General features: G+C 75.1%; 18 protein-coding genes. 12 read left to right on the forward strand and 6 right to left on the reverse strand.

All coding sequences use genetic code 11. The annotated features are described in order from the left end of the window. The first annotated feature begins 5 nt into the window (after positions 1-5). The 4 genes from ACI79P_RS17395 to ACI79P_RS17410 all read left to right on the forward strand — a co-directional run bounded on the left by ACI79P_RS17395 (position 6) and on the right by ACI79P_RS17410 (position 2943). Positions 6-905 (forward strand): alpha/beta hydrolase fold domain-containing protein, encoded by a 900-nt coding sequence (locus ACI79P_RS17395; RefSeq protein ID WP_456582312.1) that lies wholly within the window; start codon positions 6-8, stop codon positions 903-905. A 165-nt stretch (positions 906-1070) separates the two neighbouring features. Continuing rightward, positions 1071-1421: a YciI family protein gene (locus ACI79P_RS17400; RefSeq protein ID WP_456582313.1), complete on the forward strand. Its 351-nt coding sequence runs from the start codon at positions 1071-1073 to the stop codon at positions 1419-1421. Positions 1422-1426: 5 nt separating this feature from the next. Beyond that, positions 1427-2665, forward strand: a complete 1239-nt coding sequence (locus ACI79P_RS17405) for an RNA polymerase sigma factor (RefSeq protein ID WP_456582314.1) — start codon at positions 1427-1429, stop codon at positions 2663-2665. After that, positions 2662-2943, forward strand: coding sequence for a DUF1905 domain-containing protein (locus ACI79P_RS17410; protein WP_456582315.1), 282 nt, complete (start codon positions 2662-2664; stop codon positions 2941-2943). The genes ACI79P_RS17405 and ACI79P_RS17410 overlap by 4 nt, the downstream gene beginning before the upstream one ends. Here the strand turns inward: ACI79P_RS17410 and arfB are convergent. From arfB to yidD, 3 genes are read right to left on the reverse strand one after another with little or no spacing between them, the layout of a single operon-like run. Next, positions 2940-3380 (reverse strand): alternative ribosome rescue aminoacyl-tRNA hydrolase ArfB, encoded by a 441-nt coding sequence (arfB, locus tag ACI79P_RS17415; protein WP_456582316.1) that lies wholly within the window; start codon positions 3378-3380, stop codon positions 2940-2942. The two genes, ACI79P_RS17410 and arfB, sit on opposite strands and share 4 nt — an antisense overlap. 23 nt (positions 3381-3403) lie before the next feature. Beyond that, positions 3404-4408, reverse strand: a complete 1005-nt coding sequence (locus ACI79P_RS17420) for a hypothetical protein (RefSeq protein ID WP_456582317.1) — start codon at positions 4406-4408, stop codon at positions 3404-3406. Between the two features lie 31 nt (positions 4409-4439). Continuing rightward, positions 4440-4934, reverse strand: coding sequence for a membrane protein insertion efficiency factor YidD (gene yidD / locus ACI79P_RS17425; RefSeq protein WP_456582318.1), 495 nt, complete (start codon positions 4932-4934; stop codon positions 4440-4442). A 32-nt stretch (positions 4935-4966) separates the two neighbouring features. Between yidD and mmuM the strand changes: the two genes are divergently transcribed. Continuing rightward, positions 4967-5875 (forward strand): homocysteine S-methyltransferase, encoded by a 909-nt coding sequence (mmuM, locus tag ACI79P_RS17430; protein WP_456582319.1) that lies wholly within the window; start codon positions 4967-4969, stop codon positions 5873-5875. An 80-nt stretch (positions 5876-5955) separates the two neighbouring features. On the opposite strand, the gene ACI79P_RS17435 is transcribed toward mmuM, so the two are convergent. Next, on the reverse strand, positions 5956-6813 hold the full coding sequence (locus tag ACI79P_RS17435; protein WP_456582320.1) for an SDR family oxidoreductase: 858 nt from the start codon (positions 6811-6813) through the stop codon (positions 5956-5958). Positions 6814-7028: 215 nt separating this feature from the next. Next, positions 7029-7160, reverse strand: a complete 132-nt coding sequence (locus ACI79P_RS17440; protein WP_456582321.1) for a hypothetical protein — start codon at positions 7158-7160, stop codon at positions 7029-7031. 169 nt (positions 7161-7329) lie between these two features. Between ACI79P_RS17440 and ACI79P_RS17445 the strand changes: the two genes are divergently transcribed. The 7 genes from ACI79P_RS17445 (at position 7330) to ACI79P_RS17475 (ending at position 20334) form a co-directional block, all read left to right on the forward strand. Next, entirely contained in the window at positions 7330-9885 is a 2556-nt protein-coding gene (locus tag ACI79P_RS17445) for a DEAD/DEAH box helicase (protein WP_456582322.1), read from the forward strand. Between the two features lie 599 nt (positions 9886-10484). Next, the gene (gene sbnA / locus ACI79P_RS17450; RefSeq protein ID WP_456582323.1) at positions 10485-11594 is read left to right on the forward strand and encodes a 2,3-diaminopropionate biosynthesis protein SbnA; all 1110 of its coding nucleotides are present in this window, start codon (positions 10485-10487) and stop codon (positions 11592-11594) included. Positions 11595-11766: 172 nt separating this feature from the next. Then, the gene (locus tag ACI79P_RS17455) at positions 11767-14709 is read left to right on the forward strand and encodes a Pls/PosA family non-ribosomal peptide synthetase (RefSeq protein ID WP_456582324.1); all 2943 of its coding nucleotides are present in this window, start codon (positions 11767-11769) and stop codon (positions 14707-14709) included. Further along, entirely contained in the window at positions 14706-17411 is a 2706-nt protein-coding gene (locus ACI79P_RS17460; protein WP_456582325.1) for an amino acid adenylation domain-containing protein, read from the forward strand. The genes ACI79P_RS17455 and ACI79P_RS17460 overlap by 4 nt, the downstream gene beginning before the upstream one ends. A 24-nt stretch (positions 17412-17435) precedes the next feature. Beyond that, positions 17436-18431: a TauD/TfdA family dioxygenase gene (locus tag ACI79P_RS17465; RefSeq protein WP_456582326.1), complete on the forward strand. Its 996-nt coding sequence runs from the start codon at positions 17436-17438 to the stop codon at positions 18429-18431. Continuing rightward, a complete protein-coding gene (sbnB, locus tag ACI79P_RS17470; RefSeq protein WP_456582327.1) occupies positions 18428-19516 on the forward strand; it encodes a 2,3-diaminopropionate biosynthesis protein SbnB in 1089 nt (362 codons plus the stop codon). The genes ACI79P_RS17465 and sbnB overlap by 4 nt, the downstream gene beginning before the upstream one ends. Further along, positions 19513-20334, forward strand: coding sequence for a 4'-phosphopantetheinyl transferase family protein (locus tag ACI79P_RS17475; RefSeq protein ID WP_456582328.1), 822 nt, complete (start codon positions 19513-19515; stop codon positions 20332-20334). Before sbnB ends, ACI79P_RS17475 begins: the two co-directional genes overlap by 4 nt. Here the strand turns inward: ACI79P_RS17475 and ACI79P_RS17480 are convergent. Continuing rightward, positions 20312-20785: a hypothetical protein gene (locus ACI79P_RS17480; protein WP_456582329.1), complete on the reverse strand. Its 474-nt coding sequence runs from the start codon at positions 20783-20785 to the stop codon at positions 20312-20314. The genes ACI79P_RS17475 and ACI79P_RS17480 overlap by 23 nt on opposite strands. Position 20786: the final 1 nt, after the last annotated feature.

The raw sequence follows: 20786 nt of genomic DNA on the forward strand, positions 1-20786 counted from the left end.
GTCCCGTGCCCAGCCCCGCCGGCCGCCTGCTGCCCCCGCTGCTCCGCCTGCTCCGCGCCCGGAGGGAGTTCGAGCGCCCCGAACTCATGCTGCAGGGCGTGCAGGAACGCCTCCTGCGCCCGGCGCCGTACGGGCCACCCCGCCGGCTCGGCCCGGTGGAGGTCGTGGTGGACGTCCACCACGGGACCGGCTGGCCGGTCTACCGCGTCCTCCCCCGCGCCGGGACGCCGGACCGGGCCGCCGTCTACGTGCACGGCGGTGCCTGGGTGAACCAGATCCACCCGTTGCACTGGCGCCTGGTGGCCCGGCTCGCCGCCCGCACCGGCACCGCGATCACCGTGCCCGTGTACCCCCTGGCGCCCGTGGGGACGGCGGCGACGGTGGTGCCGCCGGTGGCCGACCTGATCGCTGCGCTGGTCGAGCGGCACGGCGCCGGGCGGGTGACCGCGATGGGCGACTCGGCCGGCGGTCAGATCGCGCTGTCGGCCGCCCTGCTGCTCCGGGACCGGGGCGTGCCTGCCCTGCACCGGACGGTGCTCATCTCGCCCGCGCTGGACCTGACGCTGGCCAACCCGGAGATCGACCTCGTGGAGCCCCAGGACCCCTGGCTGGCCCGCCCCGGCACCCGGGCGGCCATCGAGCTCTGGCGGGGCGACCTGCCGCTGACCGACCCCCTGGTCAGCCCGCTGTTCGGGCAGTTCGCCGGGCTCGGTCCCCTGACCGTCTTCAGCGGCACCCGCGACATCACCAGCCCCGACACCCGGCTGCTGGTCGAGCGCGCCCGCGCGGCCGGCGTGCCGGTCGACCACCACGAGGAGGAGGGCCTGGTGCACGTGCACGCCCTGCTGCCGGTGCCCGAAGGGCGGCGGGCCCGGCGGGTGATGGCGGCCGTCCTCTCCGGCTGACGCAGCACCCCGGCGGGCCGGTCAGCGGTTCCGCTCGGGTGGTGCTGGCGTCGCCCGTGGCCGTGCTGGGAAAGTCGCGACGAGGGTGTCGATCCGGCCGCACCTCGTTCGTACAGGGGGTGAGCGACCGGCACGAGGCCGGCGCCGAACCCCCAGGAGGCAGCCATGGCGCAGTACCTGCTGAACATCGTCCAGCCGGTCGGCGAGGTCCCCCCGCCGGAGGACCTCGAGCCGGTGATGAAGGAGCTCGCCGCGCTCAACGAGGAGATGCAGGCGGCGGGCGTGTGGGTCTTCGCCGCCGCGCTGCACCAGCCGGAGGCCTCGACCGTCGTCCGCGCCGAGAGCGGCGACGTGCTGATCACCGACGGCCCCTACGCCGAGGCCAAGGAGTTCGTCGGTGGGTTCGACCTGATCGAGGTCGACGACCTGGACCAGGCCCTGGTCTGGGCCGGCAAGCTCGCCCGCGTCCTCGGCGGCCTGCCGGTCGAGGTCCGGCCCGTCGTCCAGGCCTTCTGACGCCGGTGCCCGACGCCGCCGCCGAGGTCGAGCGGGTCTTCCGCGAGCACCACGGCCGTGCGGTCGCCGTCCTGATCCGCCTCCTCGGGGACGTCGACGCCGCCGAGGAGGCGGTCCAGGACGCCTTCCTCACCGCCCTCGCGCGGTGGCCGGCCGACGGGGTGCCGCCCAGCCCGGCCGGCTGGATCGTCACGACCGCCCGCCACCGGGCGATCGACCGCTGGCGGCGCGAGTCCGTGCGGACCGACCGGCACGCTCAGGCCGCGTTGCTCGGCGGCGCCCCCGAGCCCGTCGAGGAGGGTCCCGTGCACGACGACCGGCTGCGGCTCGTCTTCACCTGCTGCCACCCCGCGCTGGCCACGCCCGCCCGGGTGGCGCTCACCCTGCGGCTGCTCGGCGGCCTCACCACCGCCGAGATCGCAGCGGCGTTCCTCGTGCCCGAGGCGACGATGGCCCAGCGCCTGGTCCGGGCCAAGGCGAAGATCCGCACGGCCCGCATCCCGTACCGGGTGCCGCGCGAGGCGGAGCTGCCCGACCGGCTGCCGGCCGTGCTCGCCGTCGTCTACCTGGTCTTCAGCGAGGGGCACACCGCGACCTCCGGGGACCGGCTGGTGCGGGCCGACCTGTGCGCCGAGGCGATCCGGCTGGGCCGGCTGCTCGCCGAGCTGATGCCCGACGAGCCGGAGGTGCTGGGGCTGCTGGCGCTGATGCTGCTCACCGAGGCCCGCCGCCCGGCGCGGACCTCCGCCGACGGCGACCTCGTGCCGCTGGCCGACCAGGACCGGTCGCGGTGGGACCGCGCGCTGATCGCCGAGGGCCAGGAGCTCGTCCGGCGGTGCCTGCGGCGGGGCCGGCCGGGCCCCTACCAGCTGCAGGCGGCGATCGCCGCGGTGCACGGGGACGCGGCGACGGTCGCCGGAACCGACTGGCGGCAGGTGGTCGCGCTCTACGACCAGCTGCTCGCCCTCAGCCGGAGCCCGGTCGTGGCGCTCAACCGCGCCGTCGCCGTCGCCGAGCTCGAGGGCCCCGCCGCGGGGCTGGCGCTGGTCGAGGAGCTGGAGCTGCCGCACGAGCACCTGCTGCCCGCCGTCCGCGCCGACCTGCTGCGCCGCGCCGGGCGGCCGCCCGATGCGATCGCGGCCTACGCGGAGGCCATCGAGCGCTGCGGCAACGAGCGCGAGCGGGCGTTCCTCCGTCGCCGGCGCGATGAGTTGTCGGTGCTGCGCCGGTCGGAGGAGGCATGAGCACCCCCACCGCCCTCGACGTCACCTTCACCGCGCCCATCGAGAAGGACGGTGCGTTCCCCACGTACCTCGAGGTGCCGGACTCCGCCGAGCTGCTGGGCACCCGCCGGGCGGTCAAGGTGACCGGCACCGCCGACGGGCACGCCTTCGCGGCCACCCTCATGCCGTCCGGCAACGGCCCGCACTGGCTGCCGCTGCGGGCGGCGATCTGCTCGGCCATCGGCAAGAGCCGCGCGGGCGAGGAGGTCACCGTGCACCTGCAGCAGCGGCTGGGCTAGTCCCAGGAGCCGCGCTGCTTCTTCAGCTGGCCCCGCTGCTTCTTGGCCTGGATCCGGCGCTCCTGCGAGCCACGGGTGGGCTTGGTCCGCCGCCGGGCCGGCGCCGGTGGGGCGAGCGCGGCGCGCAGCACCGCCGCCAGCCGCTCCCGGGCGGCCTGCCGGTTGCGCAGCTGCTGGCGGTGCTCGCTCGCCGCGATGGTGAGGACGCCGTCGACCAGCCGGCCGCCGAGCCTCGAGGCGAGCCGCGCCCGCTGCGGGTCGGTCAGCCCCGGCAGGTCCAGCGGGCGCACCGAGAGCTCGACCCGGGAGTCGGCGGTGTTGACCCCCTGTCCACCGGGCCCTGAGCTGCGGGAGAACCGCCACGACTGCGCCGCCGCCGGCACGACGAGCGAACCGGTGACGGGGAGGTCACCGGAGGCGTCGTCGGTCCCGGGCACCGGCACAGTGTGGCCGACGCGGTTCAGGTACGGGACGCCAGCGGGCCCGGCGCCAGGTGCTCGGCGGTCCAGCCGGGCACCGCTCCGGCCCACTCGGCGCGCTCGGCCTCGTGCACACCGCGCAGGATCCGGCGCCAGGTCAGGGCGCGCTGCAGCGGCGCGACGCGGAGCGCCAGGTCGCACAGCTCGCGCAGCTCGGCGGCGCTGCCGTGGTCGAGCCACGGGTCGAGGTAGGCGTCGCGCAGCCGGAGCAGCCCGGGGTCGCCCTGTGGCAGCCCCAGCGCCCGACCGGCGGAGCGGAGGGCGACGAGCAGGACGAGGAACGGGTGCGAGACCGAGGCGTCGCCCCAGTCGAAGAAGCGGTGCCGGCGGGCGCGGGCGAAGACGTTCCCGTCGTGCAGGTCGTCGTGCTGCACGCTCGCCGGGACGCGGCCGTCCGCCAGCTCGCCGCAGGCCGCCGCGTAGCCGCCGAGCCCGGCCCGCAGGCGGGTGCGCACGTCGTCGGGAAGCCCCTCCGGGCGGCCGGCCTGCTGCGCCTCGTCGTCGGCCAGGAGGTCCGCCACCAGCGCGGGCAGCCGCTCCGCGCGGTGGTCGGGCACCCCGAGGCCGACGAGCTCCTCGGCGTGCCGGGAGACCTCGGCCTGCAGGCGGGCGTGGCCGGCCAGCATCGCCGCCCAGCCGGCGAGGTCCGCGCCGGTCTCGCGCAGGGTCGGACCGCCGTCGGGCAGGAGGAGCAGCCGGCGCTCCCGGTCCACCGCGAGCGGCACCAGCACCTGCTGAGGCACCCAGCGGCGGAGGGCCTCGGCGAGCACCGGCTCGTGCGCCGAACCCGGCCCCACCGCCTTCAGCCAGACGGCGTCCCCGCCGCGCAGCGGGATGCGGAAGGCGGTGGACCAGGCCCGCACGTGCGGCTGCTCGGGCTCCCCCATGACGACCAGCGCGGCGCGGGCCAGCTGATCGGCCGCCCAGGCCAGCGCGCCGGCCCGCCACGGGGGATCCCGCCAGGTGTGCGTGCCGGTCGGGATCACCGGGCGACCGTGGGCGAGGTCCTGCTCCGGGTCAGGCCGGGACCGGGTCCGCCCCGCCGACGGCGCCGGGGCGGCAGCGCGCCAGGCGGCGCAGCGTCAGCCACGAGCCGCGCAGGGCGCCGTGGGTCTCCAGCGCCTGGATCGCGTACGCCGAGCAGGTCGGGCCGTACCGGCAGCACGGCCGGCGCCGCGGGCTGATGTCCCGCTGGTAGTAGCGGACGGCCGCGATCAACCGGGCGGCGGCGCCGCTGCCCCGCTGACCCGCCCGGATCGCCGGTAGCGAGCGGGGCGCGACCAGCAGGAGGTCCATGCCGCAGCCGATGGCGTTGGCCAGGCAGCAGCCGGTGTTGAGGAACAGCAGGTCGCGCAGGCACGAGTCGTCGCGCCGGCCGCGGCGGTAGCCGCGCGGGGGCCCGTACCCGTAGCCGGGGCCGTAGTGGCCGCCGTAGTGCCCGCGGTAGCCACCGCCGCCGTAGCGGGGCCGCCGGCGCCTCGGACCCCAACCGCTGCTCCAGATGAAGACCATGGGTGCGCAGGTACCGCGGGAGGATGGTCGCCATGCCTGATCTCGCTGCCGGTCTCGCCGCCGCGCTCGCCACCGGCCCCGTCGTGCTGGACGGCGGGCTCTCCACCGAGCTCGAGGCCCGCGGGCACGACGTCTCCTCCGCCCTGTGGTCGGCCCGCCTGCTCCGCGACGACCCGGGGGCGGTGGTGGCCGCCCACGCCGCGTTCGCCGCGGCCGGCGCGCAGGTGGCGACGACGGCGAGCTACCAGGCGACCGTCGAGGGGTTCGCCGCCACCGGTGCGGACGCGGCCGAGGCCCGGCGGCTGATCGCGTCGTCGGTCGCGCTGGCCCGCGAGGGGCAGGGCCAGGGGTGGGTCGCGGGGTCCGTCGGCCCGTACGGCGCGATGCTGGCCGACGGGTCGGAGTACACCGGCGCCTACGTGGCCGAGGTCGGCGTCGCGGCGCTGCGCGCGTTCCACCGCCCGCGCATGGCGGTGCTCGCCGAGGCGGGGGCCGACGTGCTGGCGTGCGAGACCGTCCCCGCGGCGGCGGAGGCGGAGGCGCTGCTGCTCGAGGCGCAGGCGCTGGGGGTGCCGGTCTGGCTGTCGCTCACCACCGTCGTCGACGAGCACGGCGTGCCGCGCACGCGGCGCGGGGAGCCGGCCGCCGACGTCTTCGCCATGGCGGACGGGGTCGACGAGGTGATCGCGGTCGGGGTCAACTGCACCGCCCCGGACGCCGTCCTGCCGGCCGTGCGCGCGGCCGCGGCGAGCGGCAAGCCGGTCGCGGCCTACCCGAACAGCGGTGAGTCGTGGGACGCCGTCGCGCGGCGGTGGACCGGGACCCCCGGGATCGCGCCGGACGCCGTCCGGGAGTGGCTGCCCGCGGGGGTGCGGCTGGTCGGCGGCTGCTGCCGGGTGCGCCCCGCCGCCGTCGCCGCCCTCGTCGCGACGATCAGGTGACCTGATCACGCAGCGTCCTCCCTCACGGTGGGCGGTGAGGGAGGACACTCCATGATCAGGTCAGCTGATCGTGGCCGGGGTCAGAGGATGGGCTTGCCCCCGGTGACGGCGATCCGCGCGCCGGAGACGTAGGACGCCTCGTCGCTGGCCAGCAGCACGTAGACCGGGGCCAGCTCGGCCGGCTGCGCGGGACGGCCCATCGGCACCTGCTGCCCGAAGCTCTCCACCTTCTCCTCGGGCATGGTCGCCGGGATCAGCGGCGTCCACACCGGCCCGGGGGCGACGCTGTTGGCGCGGATCCCCTTCTCCGCCAGCATCTGCGCCAGCGACGCGGTGAAGTTGGCGATCCCGGCCTTGGTCATGGCATAGGCGATCAGGTTCGGGCTGGGGTTGTCGCTGTTCACCGACGACGAGTTGATGATCGACGCCCCTGGCCCCATGTGCGGCAGCGCGTCCTTGGTCAGGGTGAACATCGCCGAGAGGTTCGTGGCGAGGGTGAAGTCCCACTCCTCGTCGGAGATCTCCTCCAGCGAGTCGTGGCTCATCTGGAACGCGGCGTTGTTGACCAGCACGTCGACCCGCCCGAACTCCTCGACGGCCTTCGGGATGATCGTCTTGCAGTGCGCGCGGTCGGAGATGTCCCCCGGCACCAGCACGCACTGCTGACCGGCCTGCTCCACGTACTTCGCGGTGTCCTGCGCGTCCTCGTGCTCGGACAGGTAGGAGATGAGGACGTCGGCGCCCTCGCGGGCGAAGGCGATGGCCACGGCGCGGCCGATGCCGCTGTCCCCGCCGGTGATGACGGCCTTCTTGCCGGCGAGCTTCCCGGAGCCCTGGTAGCTCTCCTCGCCGTGGTCCGGCTTCGGCGTCATCTCGCCGAGCGTGCCGGGGGTGCTCTGCTGCTGGGCGGGCTGGGACTCGGGACGGGGCTCGGACACGGGCGTCCACCTTCCTGGATCGGGAGCGCTCGGCACTCGGGCGCTGGTCTCACGCCCCTGCGGTGCCGTGGCGCGGCCGACCTACCCGCCCTTCGCGGTCCGGAACCCCGGAGACGAGCCCACCGGCCGCCTGACAGCACACGACCCGGGCGGGAGGAGAGGCGCACGTCGGTGTGCACCCCTCCTCCCTCCCGGGTCGGGAGGGGTCGTCCTCGTCAGGCGGCGCGCGCCACCGGGCTGTGGGCGGGCGCGGCGTCGAGCGGCACCCAGCGCATCTCGAGCCGTCGCCGACCCGCCTGGTCGGTCACAACGGTCCACCGGCACTCCGGGCAGAAACGTTCGCGCATGGTCTCAGCCACCTTCCGTTCACCTGTTGTTCACCTTCCTCTCCGGTTACGGCGTATGTCACACACTCCGGGAGACCTCGTTACCGGATCGTTACCGTCCCCCGGATGCGGGACGCCGCCGGGCCTGGTCCGGGGAAGCAGGAGAGCATCGGGCACGCTGGTGCACCTGATGACCACGACCGCTGCTCCTCCCCTGCTCGAGGACCCCGCCGACCTGTCCGCACTGCGCGCGACCGGCGGTGACCCCGACGCGCTCTTCGCCGCCTTCGCCGCCTGGGCCGAGGCCGGCGGCACGCCGCTGTACCCGGCCCAGGAGGAGGCGCTGATCGAGCTGGTCAGCGGCGCCAACGTCGTCCTCGCCACCCCGACCGGCTCCGGCAAGTCGCTGGTCGCCACGGGGGCCCAGTACGCCGCGCTGGCCGCCGGCCGGCGCAGCTACTACACCGCCCCGATCAAGGCGCTGGTCAGCGAGAAGTTCTTCGCCCTCTGCGGGGTCTTCGGCGCGGCCAACGTCGGCATGCTCACCGGCGACGCCGCGGTCAACCGCGACGCCCCGATCATCGCCTGCACCGCCGAGGTGCTCGCCAACATCGCGCTCCGGGAGGGCAGCGAATCGGAGCAGCTCGCCGACGCGCTCGTCGTCATGGACGAGTTCCACTTCTACGGCGACCCCGACCGCGGCTGGGCCTGGCAGGTGCCGCTGCTCGAGCTGCCGAAGGCGCAGTTCCTGCTGATGAGCGCCACGCTCGGCGACGTCACCTCCCTGCGGGAGGACCTGACCCGCCGCACCGGCCGGCCCACCGCGCTCGTGGCCAACGCCGTGCGGCCCGTCCCCCTGCACCACTACTACGCGACGACGCCGATGCACGAGACGATCCAGGAGCTCCTGGACACGCAGCAGGCGCCGGTCTACGTCGTCCACTTCACCCAGGCCTCGGCGCTGGAGCGCGCCCAGGCCCTGATGAGCGTCAACGTGTGCAGCAAGGAGGAGAAGGCCGCGATCGCCGAGATGATCGGCGGGTTCCGGTTCTCCTCGGCCTTCGGGACGACGCTGTCACGGCTGGTCCGCCACGGCATCGGCGTGCACCACGCGGGCATGCTGCCCAAGTACCGGCGGCTCGTGGAGCAGCTCGCCCAGGCGGGGCTGCTCAAGGTCATCTGCGGCACCGACACCCTCGGGGTGGGCATCAACGTGCCCATCCGGACCGTGGTCTTCTCCGCGCTCTCCAAGTACGACGGCACCCGCACCCGGCTGCTCCAGGTGCGCGAGTTCCACCAGATCGCCGGCCGGGCCGGCCGCGCCGGTTACGACACCGCGGGCACCGTCGTCGTCCAGGCGCCGGAGCACGAGGTGGAGAACCTCAAGCAGTTCGCCAAGGTCGCCGACGACCCGAAGAAGCGCCGCAAGCTGGTGCGCAAGAAGGTGCCCGACGGCATGGTGCCGTGGAGCGAGGCGACCATGAACCGCCTGGTCGAGGGGGAGCCCGAGAAGCTGACCAGCCACATGCGGGTGACGACGGCGATGGTGCTCGACGTCGTCGACCGCCCCGGCGACCCGTTCGCGGCCATGCGCCGGCTGCTCACCGAGAACCACGAACCGCGCAAGAGGCAGCTGCGGCTGATCCGCGACGCGATCGGCATCGCGCGGTCGCTGCTGCAGGCCGGCGTCCTGGAGCGCCTGCCCGAGCCCGAGCCGGACGGCCGCCGCTACGACCTGACCCTTGACCTGCCCCCGGACTTCGCGCTCAACCAACCGCTGTCGACCTTCGCCCTCGCCGCCATCGAGCTGCTGGACCCCGGCAGCGACACCTACGCGCTCGACGTCGTCAGCGTCATCGAGGCCACCCTCGACGACCCGCGCCAGATCCTCGCCGCCCAGCTCAACAAGGCCAAGGGCGAGGCGGTCGCGCAGATGAAGGCCGAGGGGATCGAGTACGACGAGCGGATGGAGCTGCTCGAGGAGGTCAGCTACCCCAAGCCCCTGGAGGAGCTCCTCGGGCACGCCTACGACGTCTACCGGCAGAGCAACCCCTGGGCCGCGGACGCGCAGCTGTCGCCGAAGTCGGTCGTCCGCGAGATGTGGGAGCGGGCGTTCACCTTCCGGGAGTTCGTGAACACCTACGGCCTGACGCGGGCCGAGGGCGCGGTGCTGCGCTACCTCTCCGACGCGTTCAAGGCGCTGCGGTCCGGCGTGCCCGCCGCCGCGCGCACCGAGGAGGTCACCGACCTGGTCGAGTGGCTCGGCGAGCTGGTGCGCCAGGTGGACTCCAGCCTGCTCGACGAGTGGGAGCAGCTCACCAATCCGGACGACGGGGCGGTGGCCGAGGTCGCCGTCCCGGCCCGGCCGCGCCCGCTCACCGGCAACGAGCGGGCGTTCACGGCGATGGTGCGCAATGCGCTGTTCCGGCGGGTCGAGCTGTGGGCGCGCCGGCGCTGGTACGACCTGGGCGAGCTGGACGCCGGCTCCGGCTGGGACGCCGAACGCTGGGGCGAGGTGGTGCAGGCCTACTTCGCCGAGCACGACGACGTGCGCACCGGAGCCGACGCGCGCGGGCCGGCGCTGCTGATCTGGGACAAGCGCCCCGGCACCTGGCACGTGCGGCAGATCCTCGACGACCCCGAGGGCAACCACGACTGGGGCTTCGACGTCGAGGTGGACCTGGAGGCCTCCGACGAGGAGGGCGCGGCGGTGATCCGCCTGGTCGACGCCGGCCGCAAGGACTAGACCGTCGGGCCGGAGGGCTCCGGACATTCCTCCCCGGAGTGCGCCGACATCCGGCTCCTCGTGGCCGGGACCGGGCAGCCGGCGGCGCACCGCGGCGCCGGCTTCCGGCGCGGCGGCTGGGTGTCACCGAGCGCCCAGCCGGCACAGCGGGATCGGTCACTCTGCGTCATCGGTTACGACGTGTGACAGGCGCGCCGATTCCGTTCCGGAAAGACGGCGGGCGATGAACCGCGCACGGGGAGCACATGCAGCTCACGGGCGCGCAAAGCCTTGACACCGTTCGCGGCGCGATGAGAAGTTGCGGCCACTGCGACCGGAACAGGGCAGTTCACCGGCCGGTCGAGCACTGTCGCCCAGACCAGTGGAGGTCTGCCCCGTGCGTGCTGAACTTGCGGGCCAGGACGGTCGTCCTGTGCCCCGCCCTCGGTAGTCGCGCCTGCGGGCGCCTCACTCTCCGTCACGCGCTTCTTCTGAACGGCTCGGGCATCCGCGACCGGCCGTGACGCGCTGTGCAAACGGTCGTCCCTCTCGTCGTCGACCGACCCTGCGCTCGTCACCGAGCGCCCGCGGGCTGCCCCCGATCAGCCTTTGGACCAGTGATGAGCTCACCCTCCGTCTCGCGCGCCAACGGTGGCACCCGGCCCTCTGCTCCGGCCCCCGTCGCGCCACGCATCGTCGCCGTTCCCGAAGCCTTCAACACCGAGGATCTCTACGTCGACCTCACGGGGATCATCGGCTCCCCGTTGCACCTGAAATGCGAGGGGTTCAACTTCGCCGGGTCGATCAAGCTCAAGGCGGCCGCCGAGATGGTCGACGCCGCCATCCAGGACGGGGTCCTCACGGAGGACTCGGTGCTCGTCGAGTCGTCGTCGGGCAACCTGGGCGTCGCGCTCAGCATGATCGCGGCAAGCCGGAGCCTGCGCTTCCTGTGCATCACGGACCCACGCTGCAACCTGTCCACCCGCCGGCTGATGGAGGCGCTCGGCAGCCGGGTGCACCTCGTCACCGAGCCGGTGGACGACGGGGGCTTCCTGGGCGCCCGCATCCAGTTCGTGCGGCGGCTCTGCGCGTCCGACCGGCGCTACGTGTGGCTGAACCAGTACGCCAACCCCGGCAACTGGCGCGCGCACTACCGCACCACCGCACCGGCCATCGCCCGGCACTTCCCGAACATCGACGTCCTCTTCGTCGGAGCCGGGACCACCGGCACGCTGATGGGCTGCGCGCGCTACTTCCGGAACCGTGACCGGCAGGTGCGCGTCGTCGCCGTCGACGCCGTCGGCTCCGTGACCTTCGGCGGGCCCGCCGGGCGCCGGATGATCCCGGGACTGGGCACGAGCGTCCGCCCGGACCTGCTCGACGAGAGCTACGTCGACGAGGTCGTGCAGGTCGAGGAACGCGACACCGTGCGCGCCTGCCACCGGATGGCCCGGCACGGATTCCTCTTCGGCGGCTCGACCGGCACGGTCGTCAGCGGCGCCGAACGCTGGCTGGCGGAGCACGACGCCCGCGGCCGCACCGCCGTGGCCATCGCGCCCGACCTGGGCGAGCGGTACCTGGACACGCTCTACCAGTCCAACTGGGTGGAAGCCCTCTACGGCCCGGAGGCGCTGGCCGCGTCGACGGACGACCCGCTGTGGTCGGACAGCGCCGGCACGCCGACCCCGGACACCGCCGGTCGGCCGGCCACGGGCGCGCTGGCGCCGTGAGCACCGGGCCACGGCCGGCCGGCCGGACACCGACGGCGGCGGCCCCGTGACGGCGGAGGCCCTGGCAACCGTCCCCGTCGGTGCCCTCCCCCCGCGCGGCGGCGATCTCGCGGTCACGGGTGTCGAGGCCGCGTTCTGCGGTCTCCTCCGGGACTGCCTGCACGGCGCGGACGTGACGCCTGAGTCGCACTTCTTCGACGACCTGGGCGCGGACTCGATGGTGATGACGCAGTTCTGCGCCCGCGTCCGCAAGGATCCCGATCTGCCGCGGGTCTCCATCAAGGACGTCTACCGGCACCCCACCGTGCGGGGCCTCGCCACGGCCGTCGGCGGTCCGGGGATCCCTGCCCCGACCCCGTCGGTAGTCGAGCAGCTGGGGTCGGTGCTGGCCGACGTGCTCGGCCGCGAACGGGTCGACCCGGAGGCCCACTTCTTCGACGACCTGGGCGCGGACTCGATGGTCATGGCGCAGTTCTGCGCCCGCGTCCGCAAGCAGCCCGGCCTGCCGACGGTGTCGATCAAGGCCGTGTACCAGCACCCGACGCTCACCGGGCTGGCGTCGACGCTGGTGAGGACCCCGGCGACGGCCGAGCCGGAGCAGTCCCGGCCCGCCCGCCCGGCGGCGGCGGACCCGCGGTCGGGGACCGGGGGGAGCGGCGGGCCCCCGGCGGCGCCCGCCCCGGCCCGCGGGCGACCTCGCTACGTGCTGTGCGGGGTCCTCCAGGCACTGACGTTCCTGGCGTGGACCTACGCGACCACCGCCCTGGCCCTGCGCGGCTTCGAGTGGGTGGTGGACAGCGGGGACCTGTTCGCCTTCTACCGGCGCGCGGTGGTGGTGGGTGCGGCCACGTTCGCCGGTGCGGCCCTGTTCCCGGTGGCGGCCAAGTGGATCCTCGTCGGCCGGTGGCGGTCCGAGCACTTCCGGGTGTGGAGCCTGCCCTACCTGCGGTTCTGGGTGGTCAAGACGCTGCTGCGGACCAGTCCGGTGACCCGGCTGCTCGCCGGGTCACCCCTGTATTCGCTGTACCTGCGCGCGCTCGGTGCCCGCGTCGGGCGCGGCACCCTCGTCCTGACCCGGGCCATACCCGTCTGCACGGATCTGCTGACGCTCGGTGAGGGCGCGGTGGTCCGCAAGGACACCTTCCTCTCCTGCTACCGCGTGGTCGACGGGGTCGTCGAGACCGGACCGGTGACGATCGGCCGGGACACCTACGTCGGCGAGGGCGCGGTGCTCGACATCGGCACGTCGCTCGGGGACGGCGCCACGCTGGCCCACCGGTCGTCGCTGCACGAGGGCCAGTCGGTGCCCCCCGGCCAGACCTGGCACGGGTCCCCCGCCGCGCGGACGGACTCCTCCTACCGATCGGCCGAGCCGCGCCGGAGCGGCTCCGCCAGACGGTTCACGTACGGGCTCGGGCAGCTGGTCACCACGGCACTGGTCACCATGCCGCTCGCCGTGGGGGTGCTCGACGCCGCCATCGCCGACCTGCCGGTGCTCGACGTCGACCTCACGCCGGGAACCCCGGCGGACGGCGGCTTCTGGCTGGGCTGCCTGGTGGTCTCCGCAATCGTCTTCACCGGCGGTGCGCTCGGGTCGGCGCTGTTCGTCGTGACCGTTCCGCGCCTGCTGGCGCTGCCCCTGCGGCCGGGCCGGGTCTATCCCCTGTACGGCCTGCACTACTCCCTGCAGCGCACGGTCGCGCGCACGACCAACTCGAAGTTCCTCACCGGGCTGCTCGGCGACAGCTCCTACATCGTCGGCTACCTGCGCGCGATCGGGTACCGGATGACGCCGGTGCTCCAGACGGGATCGAACTTCGGCACCGGCGTGAAGCACGAGACGCCCTACCTCGTCCGGATCGGCACCGGCACGATGGCCGCCGACGGGCTGTCGATCGTCAACGCCGACTTCTCGAGCACCTCCTTCACGCTGGCGCCGGCGCGGATCGGCGCGCACAGCTTCCTCGGCAACGCCATCACCTACCCGTCCGGCGCCCGGATCGGCGACAACTGCCTGCTGGCGACCAAGGTGCTCGTGCCGGTCGACGGCCCGGAGCGGCACGACGTGGGGCTGCTCGGCTCCCCGGCGTTCGAGATCCCGCGCTCGGTGGACCGCGACCTCGCCCTGCTCCCGCCACAGGACCAGGTGCCGGCCCTGCTCCGGCGGAAGAACCGCTACAACCTGCGGACCATCCTGCTGTTCCTGCTCGCCCGCTGGTCCAACCTGTTCCTGATCCTCAGCGCCACGCTGGTCGCCGCCGCGTACTACCCGCACCTCGGCTCCGCCGTGTTCGTGGCCTCCACCCTGCTGGCCCTGCTGCTCACCACCGCCTGGGGGGTGTTCCTCGAGCGCCTCTCGACCCGCTTCCGCCCCCTGCGCCCGCGCACCGTGTCCATCTACGACCCGTACTTCTGGTGGCACGAGCGGTTCTGGAAGATGCACGCGCACCCCGAGATCTTCAACGGCACGCCGCTCAAGGGCCTGATCTGGCGCCTGCTCGGTGTCCGGGGCGCCCGGCGGCTCTTCGACGACGGCTGCGGGATGCCCGAGCGGTCCCTGGTGACGCTCGGCGACGGCTGCACGCTCAACGCCGGCGCCACCGTCCAGGGCCACTCGCAGGAGGACAGCGCCTTCAAGTCCGGTGCCATCACGCTCGGGGCCGGCTGCACGGTCGGCGTCGGCGCATGGGTGCACTACGGCGTCACCATGGGCGAGGGCTCCGCGCTGGCCTCGGACGCGTTCCTGATGAAGGGCGAGGAGGTGCCCGCAGGAGCGGTCTGGAGCGGCAACCCGGCGGTCCAGGTCCTCGACCCGCCGGTCGCCGCGCCCGGGGACGGCGTTGCGCACCGCGCGCAGGCCGCGCCGCCCGGGGCGTCCCGTGGTTCCTCGGCCTCCTCGGACTCCCGCGGGCCGGTGATCGTGATCCCCGCCGAGCCCACCACCCGCCCGGCCGCCGGCGGCCGTCCTCCCGCGACGGGACCCGCCGGGCACCGCGCGGGCGCCGTCGCGGGCGGTGTCGCGGTGGCCGGACTGGTCCCTGCCCTCACGGCGGCGACCGTCGGCCGCGGTCGGCACCGCGCATCCCCAGGCAGTCGCTTCCGGAGGTCCCGATGACCACCCTGCACGAACCGGCACGGAGCGACCGGCAGGACCCGGCCGCAGGTACCCGGCAGGACCCGGCCGCAGGTACCCGGCAGGACCCGGCCGCAGGTACCCGGCAGGACCCGGCCGCAGGTACCCCGCAGGACCCGGCCGCAGGTACCCGGCAGGACCCGGCCGCAGGTACCCGGCAGGACCCGGCCGCAGGTACCCCGCAGGACCCGGCCGGACGCTACTGGCGTGACGTGCTGCTGGCCGGCGGCACGACGAGCCTGCCGCGCTGGGCGACCCCGACCTCCGCCGGCGTCACCGACGTCGACCTCGAGGTCGACGGGCCCACGACGGCCCGGCTCCGGGAGCTGGCGACCGAGCTCGCCGTGCCGTCGAGCACACTGGTGCTCGCCGCGCACGCCCGCGTCCTCGCCGCCCTGTCGGGCGAGGCGCAGGTGGTCACGTCGTACGTGACCGCGCCGGGGGCCCGCCCGCTGCCGTGCCTGCTCCCGGCCACCGCGCCGTCGTGGCGCGCTCTCGTGGCCGAGATCGGCGCCCGCGAGCTCGCCCTCCGGGCCGCCGCCGGACACCCCGTGGACGACCTCCGCGCGGAGCTGGGCACCCCCGGGCCGATCAGCGAGGCGGAGTTCGACCCGGCCGGGCGGCCCGGGCCCCCGTCCCCGGGAGCGGTCATCCGGCTGGAGCTCGAGGCCGGGGACGACCGGCTCCTCCTGCGACTGCGCCACCGCACGGGGGTGGTGGACGCCTCCGCTGCCCACCGCATCGCCGGTTACCACCGCGCGGCGCTGACCGCGCTGACCGTCGACCCGGACGCCGATCCCGGTGCGGCGACGCTGCTGTCCGGCGCCGAGCTCGACCACCAGGTGCACGGCCTCGCCGGCCCCCGCCGGCCGCTCCCCGAGGAGCGACCGCACGAGCTGGTCCGCAGGCAGGTGGTCGAGCGGCCGGACGCGGTCGCCCTCGAACGCGGGGACGCGCGCTGGACCTACGCCGAGCTCGCCGCCCGCGCCGACCGGGTCACGGCCGCACTGCTCGACGCCGGGCTCGCGGACGAGGACGTGGTCGCGGTCGTCACCGAACGCTCGATGGAGTGGGCCGCGGCGGTGCTCGGCGTGCTCCAGGCGGGCGGGGCGTACCTGCCCCTCGAGCCGCACTTCCCCCCGGCCCGGATCGCCTCCGCTCTCGGCCGCGCCGGGGTGCGGCTGGTGCTGACCGAGGAAGGCAGCCGCGGCTCGCTCGACACGGCCCTCGCCGACCTGCCCGCCGTCCGCACCCTCGACCTGGGGGCCGTCTGCTCCGGCGATCCCGTCGTCGCCCGGCCGGTGGCCGTGCCGGCGACCGGGCTGGCCTACCTCTACTTCACCTCCGGCTCGACCGGGGAACCCAAGGGCGCGATGTGCGAGCACGCGGGCATGCTCAACCACCTGCTCGCGAAGATCTCCGACCTGGGCCTCGACGAGCACAGCGTCGTGGCGCAGACCGCGCCGCAGTGCTTCGACATCTCCCTCTGGCAGCTGCTCGGGGCCTGGCTGGTCGGCGGCCGCACCGTGCTCGTCCCGCAGGACGTCGTCCTCGACGTCGGCCGCTTCGTCGACACCCTCGTCGAGCGCCGGATCAGCGTGCTGCAGATCGTGCCGTCCTACCTGGAGGTCGTGCTGGCGCACCTGCAGCAGCACCCGCGGGACCTGCCGGACCTGCGGGTGGTCTCGGTGACCGGCGAGGCGGTCAAGCCCGAGCTCGTGCAGCGCTGGTTCGACGTGCTGCCCACCGTGCCGCTGGTGAACGCCTACGGATTGACCGAGACGTCCGACGACACCAACCACGAGGTCCTGCACCGCCCCCCGGACGGCGACCGGGTGCCCCTGGGCCGGCCGGTCCAGAACGTGACCGTCTACGTGCTCGACGACCGCCTGCGGCCCGTCCCGCTCGGCGCGCCGGGGGAGATCGCGTTCTCGGGGGTCTGCGTCGGCCGCGGGTACGTCAACGATCCGGAGCGGACCGCCCGGGCCTTCCTCGCCGACCCGCTCCGACCCGGGCACCGGCTGTACCGCAGCGGCGACCAGGGCCGCTGGCGGCCCGACGGCAAGCTCGAGTACCTGGGCAGGCAGGACCACCAGGTCAAGGTGGCCGGGTTCCGCATCGAGCTCGGGGAGGTCGAGAACGCGCTGCTGCGGCTGCCCGGTGTCCGGGACGCCGCCGTGGTGGTCACCGGGAGCGGTCGCGGCGCCCGGCTGGTCGCCTGCTGGACCGGCGATGCGCCCGCCGGCGCCGACCAGGAGTTCGCCGACCTGCTCGCGGGCACCCTCCCGGCCTACATGGTGCCGACGCTCTTCTGCCGCCGCCCCGAGCTGCCGCTCACGGGCAACGGCAAGGTGGACCGGAAGGCCCTCACGGCGCTCGCCGCGGACCTGCGCTCGGCGACGCAGGCCTCGGCGCCGGCCGGCCCGACGGAGCAGCGCCTGGCCGCCCTGTGGTCCACCGTGCTCGGCGTGCCCGTCGAGCGCATCGGCAGGGAGACCTCGTTCGTCGAGGCCGGCGGCACGTCGCTGTCCGTCGTCCGTCTCGCCGCCGCTCTCGACCGGGCCGTGTCGCTGGGCGACATCGCCCGCACCCCCGTCCTCGCCGACCTCGCCGCCCTGCTGGACGAACGCGCGGCGTCGGTCGCTGCCTCCGCCCCCCGGGTCCCCGCCGACCCAGCGCGCTGACCGCTCTCCGGAAGGAAGTCCGCCATGTCCGCGATCCCCACGGTGTCCCCCGACCTCCGGCCCGCGCCGGGGGCGCTGCCGGTCCTCCGCGTCCCGCCCGACGAGCCGGGGCGGTGGGGCAGCGAGAACCGTGACACCGTCCGGGCGCTGGTGGCCGAGCACGGCGTCCTGCTGGTCCGGGGGCTGGGGATCCGGACGGCGGCGGACGTCGCCCTGCTGGCCGGCCGGCTCGGCTCCGGGCCGATGACCGAGCGCGAGGCCTTCGCCGCGCGCGAGGCGGACGCCGAGGGCGCGTACCCGTCGACGCCGTGGCCGGCGAACCAGCCGATGTGCATGCACCACGAACTGAGCTACACCTCCGCTCCGCCCGGCCTGCTGCTCTTCGGCTGCCTGACCGCGCCGGAGACCGGCGGCGCCACCGCCGTGGCGGACGCCGCTGCCGTGCTGGCCGATCTGCCGCCGGACCTGCGGGCGCGCGCCGAGCGGTACGGCTGGGTGCTCGAGCGCACGTACAGCGAGGAGATCGGCGCGTCCTGGGCCGACGCGTTCGGCACCGACGACCCGGCCGGGGTCGACGCCTACTGCCGGTCGGCCGGGATCGAGGCCGACTGGCGCCCCGACGGCACGCTGCGCACGCGGCAGCACCGTCCCGCCGTCGTGACCCACCCGGTCGGCGGCCGGCGCTGCTGGTTCAACCAGATGGCCTTCCTCAGCGAGTGGACGCTGCTGCCGGAGGTGCGCGACTTCCTCGTCGACGAGTACGGGCCCGACGGCCTGCCGTTCACCACCCGGTTCGGGGACGGCAGCCCGGTGGGGCCGGACGAGGTGGCCGCGATCAACGAGGTCTACGACGCGCACACGCGCCGGGAACCGTGGCAGGCGGGTGACCTGCTGCTGGTCGACAACGTGCGCACGGGGCACAGCCGTGAACCCTTCACCGGCCCGCGGGAGGTGGTCGTCGCGCTGACCGACCCGGTCCGCGTCGACGCCGCCGGCACCACCGAGGGCGGTGCGCGATGACCGACGTCCGCAGCGCGCCGTCGCCCCTGCCGTCGTCGGCCGAGCTGCCGGGACCGGGGCCGGCCGCGCCGCCGCCCTTCGCGATCGTGCCCGGCGCCCAGGTCGCCTCCGTGCTGCGCGGCAGGGAGCGGGAGGTGGTCGCGCTGGTCGAGGAGACCTACCGGCTGCACGGGGCCGGTGCCACCGTGAACCCGCCGTCGTACTTCCTGCGTTTCCCGGACCGGCCGACGTCGCGGATCATCGCCCTGCCCGCGTCCCTCGGGGGCGACGCGCCCGTCGACGGCCTGAAGTGGATCTCCAGCTTTCCCGGGAACGTGGCCTCGGGGCTGCCCCGGGCCTCCGCGGTGCTGATCCTCAACGACCCGGCCACCGGCTACCCGTACGCCTGCATGGAGTCCTCCATCATCAGCGCGGGGCGCACCGCGGCGTCGGCCGCGGCGGCCGCCGAGCGGCTCAGCCGGGGCCGGCCGCGGCCCCTGCGCGCCGGGTTCGTCGGCGCCGGGCTGATCGCCCGCTACGTGCACACCTACCTGACCGCCACGGGGTGGGCCTTCGAGGAGGTCGGGGTCCACGACCTGGACCGGGGCAGCGCGGACGGTTTCCGCGGCTACCTGGAGCGCTCCGGCGCGCCCGGCCGCGTCACCGTCCACGACGACCTCGAGTCGGTGGTCCGGGAGAGCGACCTGCTCGTGTTCGCCACCGTCGCGGGGGCCCCGTACGTGCACGACCCGGCGTGGTTCGGGCACGCACCGGTGGTGCTCCACGTGTCCCTGCGCGACCTCGCCCCCGCGGTGCTGCTCGAGGCAACCAACGTCGTCGACGACGTCGAGCACTGCCTGAAGGCGCAGACCTCCCCGCACCTGACCGAGCAGCTGACCGGCAGCAGGGACTTCCTCCTCGGGACGTTGGCCGACGTCCTCGAGGAGCGGATCGCGGTGCCCCCCGACCGGACCGTCGTCTTCTCGCCGTTCGGCCTCGGCGTGCTCGACCTGGCGGTCGGCCGGTTCGTCCACGACGCCGTGCGGGACAGCGGCGACCTGCGGGTCGTGGACGACTTCTTCACCGAGCTGAAGAGGCACGGGTGAGCGCAGCGGCGGCACGGACCGCCGTCCGGCCGGCCGTCGGCGCGCTGCCCCCGCTGGCACCGGGGAGCTGCCAGGTGTGGTGGATCCGCGCCGGCGAGGTCCGCCCCGAGCACGACGAGCTGCTGGACGACGACGACCTCGCCCGGCGTGCGCGGCTGCACCGTCCCGCGGACCGGCAGCGCACGACGGCGGCGTGGGCGGTCGCCCGCCTGGTGCTGGGCGGGCACGCCGGCCGGTCGCCCGGGTCGCTCCGGGTCGACCGCGCCTGCCGCGCGTGCGGAGCCCAGCACGGCAAGCCGCGCCTGCTCGGCGGCGTGGGGCTGCACGTGTCGGTGTCCCACGCCGGGGACCGGGCGGCCGTCGCGGTGAGCCGGGACGCCCCCGTGGGGGTGGACATCGAGCAGGTCGGCCCGTGGGCGGAGGCCGACCTGGCCGATGTGGCCCAGTTCGTCCTCGCGCCGGAGGAGCGGGTGGTGCTCGCCCGGCAGCGGGCCGGGACCCGCGCCGAGGTGTTCACGGCCTACTGGACCCGCAAGGAGGCCGCGGTCAAGGCGACCGGCGCCGGGCTCTCGTCACCGCTGGAGGACATCGTCGTCTCCTCCCCCGCGTCACCTCCGCGCGTGCTGCGCTGGGGTGCGGCGGACGAGGACGTGCCGGCACCTTCACTCGCGGCGCTCGCCGCGCCCGCCGGCTTCGTCGGCACCGTGGCGGTCCTCGGCCCCACCGCCCCGCGGGTGGTGGAGCACGACGCCGGGCCGCTGCTGCGCCGCTACAGCGACCGGCGGCCGTCCCCGGTCACCGCCCGCAGGCACCAGTAGTCGTAGCCGTAGCCGTCGAGCGTGACCTGGGCTTGAACGCCGGCTGAGAGGACCGACCCGGCGACGTAGCGGGCCGTCTCAGCCCGGCGGGGATGCCAGGCCCGCCAGCGCCTCCAGCACCGTCCAGCGCGGCGGCCAGCATCCGGCCCTCGACGTCGCACGCCGGGTCCCAGGAGGCCAGCGCGGCGGAGAGGACGGGGATGCGGGCCGCGGTGGCGGCCAGCACCGCGGGCACCTGGTCGGCGCGGAGCCCGTCGCCCGCGGCGTAGGTGTTCGCCGGGGCGACGGAGGGGTCGTGCACGTCAAGGTCGACGTGGACGGCGTCCACGCGCGCGGCGAGCGCGGCCACGGCCTCGGCGACGGCTCCGGGATCCCGGAGCCAGGTGAGCCCGGAGCCGTGCAGGACGGCGCGCTGGGCCTCGGTCAGGTCCCGGGCCCCGACGAGCAGCACG

This window comes from Blastococcus sp. SYSU DS0510 (assembly GCF_054050835.1).

Coding starts and splice junctions, on each gene's coding strand:
- ACI79P_RS17400 (WP_456582313.1), top strand. CDS start 1,071: ATGGCGCAGTACCTGCTGAACATCGTCCAGCCGGTCGGCGAGGTCCCC.
- ACI79P_RS17410 (WP_456582315.1), top strand. CDS start 2,662: ATGAGCACCCCCACCGCCCTCGACGTCACCTTCACCGCGCCCATCGAG.
- yidD (WP_456582318.1), bottom strand. CDS start 4,934: ATGGTCTTCATCTGGAGCAGCGGTTGGGGTCCGAGGCGCCGGCGGCCC.
- mmuM (WP_456582319.1), top strand. CDS start 4,967: ATGCCTGATCTCGCTGCCGGTCTCGCCGCCGCGCTCGCCACCGGCCCC.
- ACI79P_RS17440 (WP_456582321.1), bottom strand. CDS start 7,160: ATGCGCGAACGTTTCTGCCCGGAGTGCCGGTGGACCGTTGTGACCGAC.
- ACI79P_RS17445 (WP_456582322.1), top strand. CDS start 7,330: ATGACCACGACCGCTGCTCCTCCCCTGCTCGAGGACCCCGCCGACCTG.
- sbnA (WP_456582323.1), top strand. CDS start 10,485: ATGAGCTCACCCTCCGTCTCGCGCGCCAACGGTGGCACCCGGCCCTCT.
- ACI79P_RS17460 (WP_456582325.1), top strand. CDS start 14,706: ATGACCACCCTGCACGAACCGGCACGGAGCGACCGGCAGGACCCGGCC.
- ACI79P_RS17465 (WP_456582326.1), top strand. CDS start 17,436: ATGTCCGCGATCCCCACGGTGTCCCCCGACCTCCGGCCCGCGCCGGGG.
- sbnB (WP_456582327.1), top strand. CDS start 18,428: ATGACCGACGTCCGCAGCGCGCCGTCGCCCCTGCCGTCGTCGGCCGAG.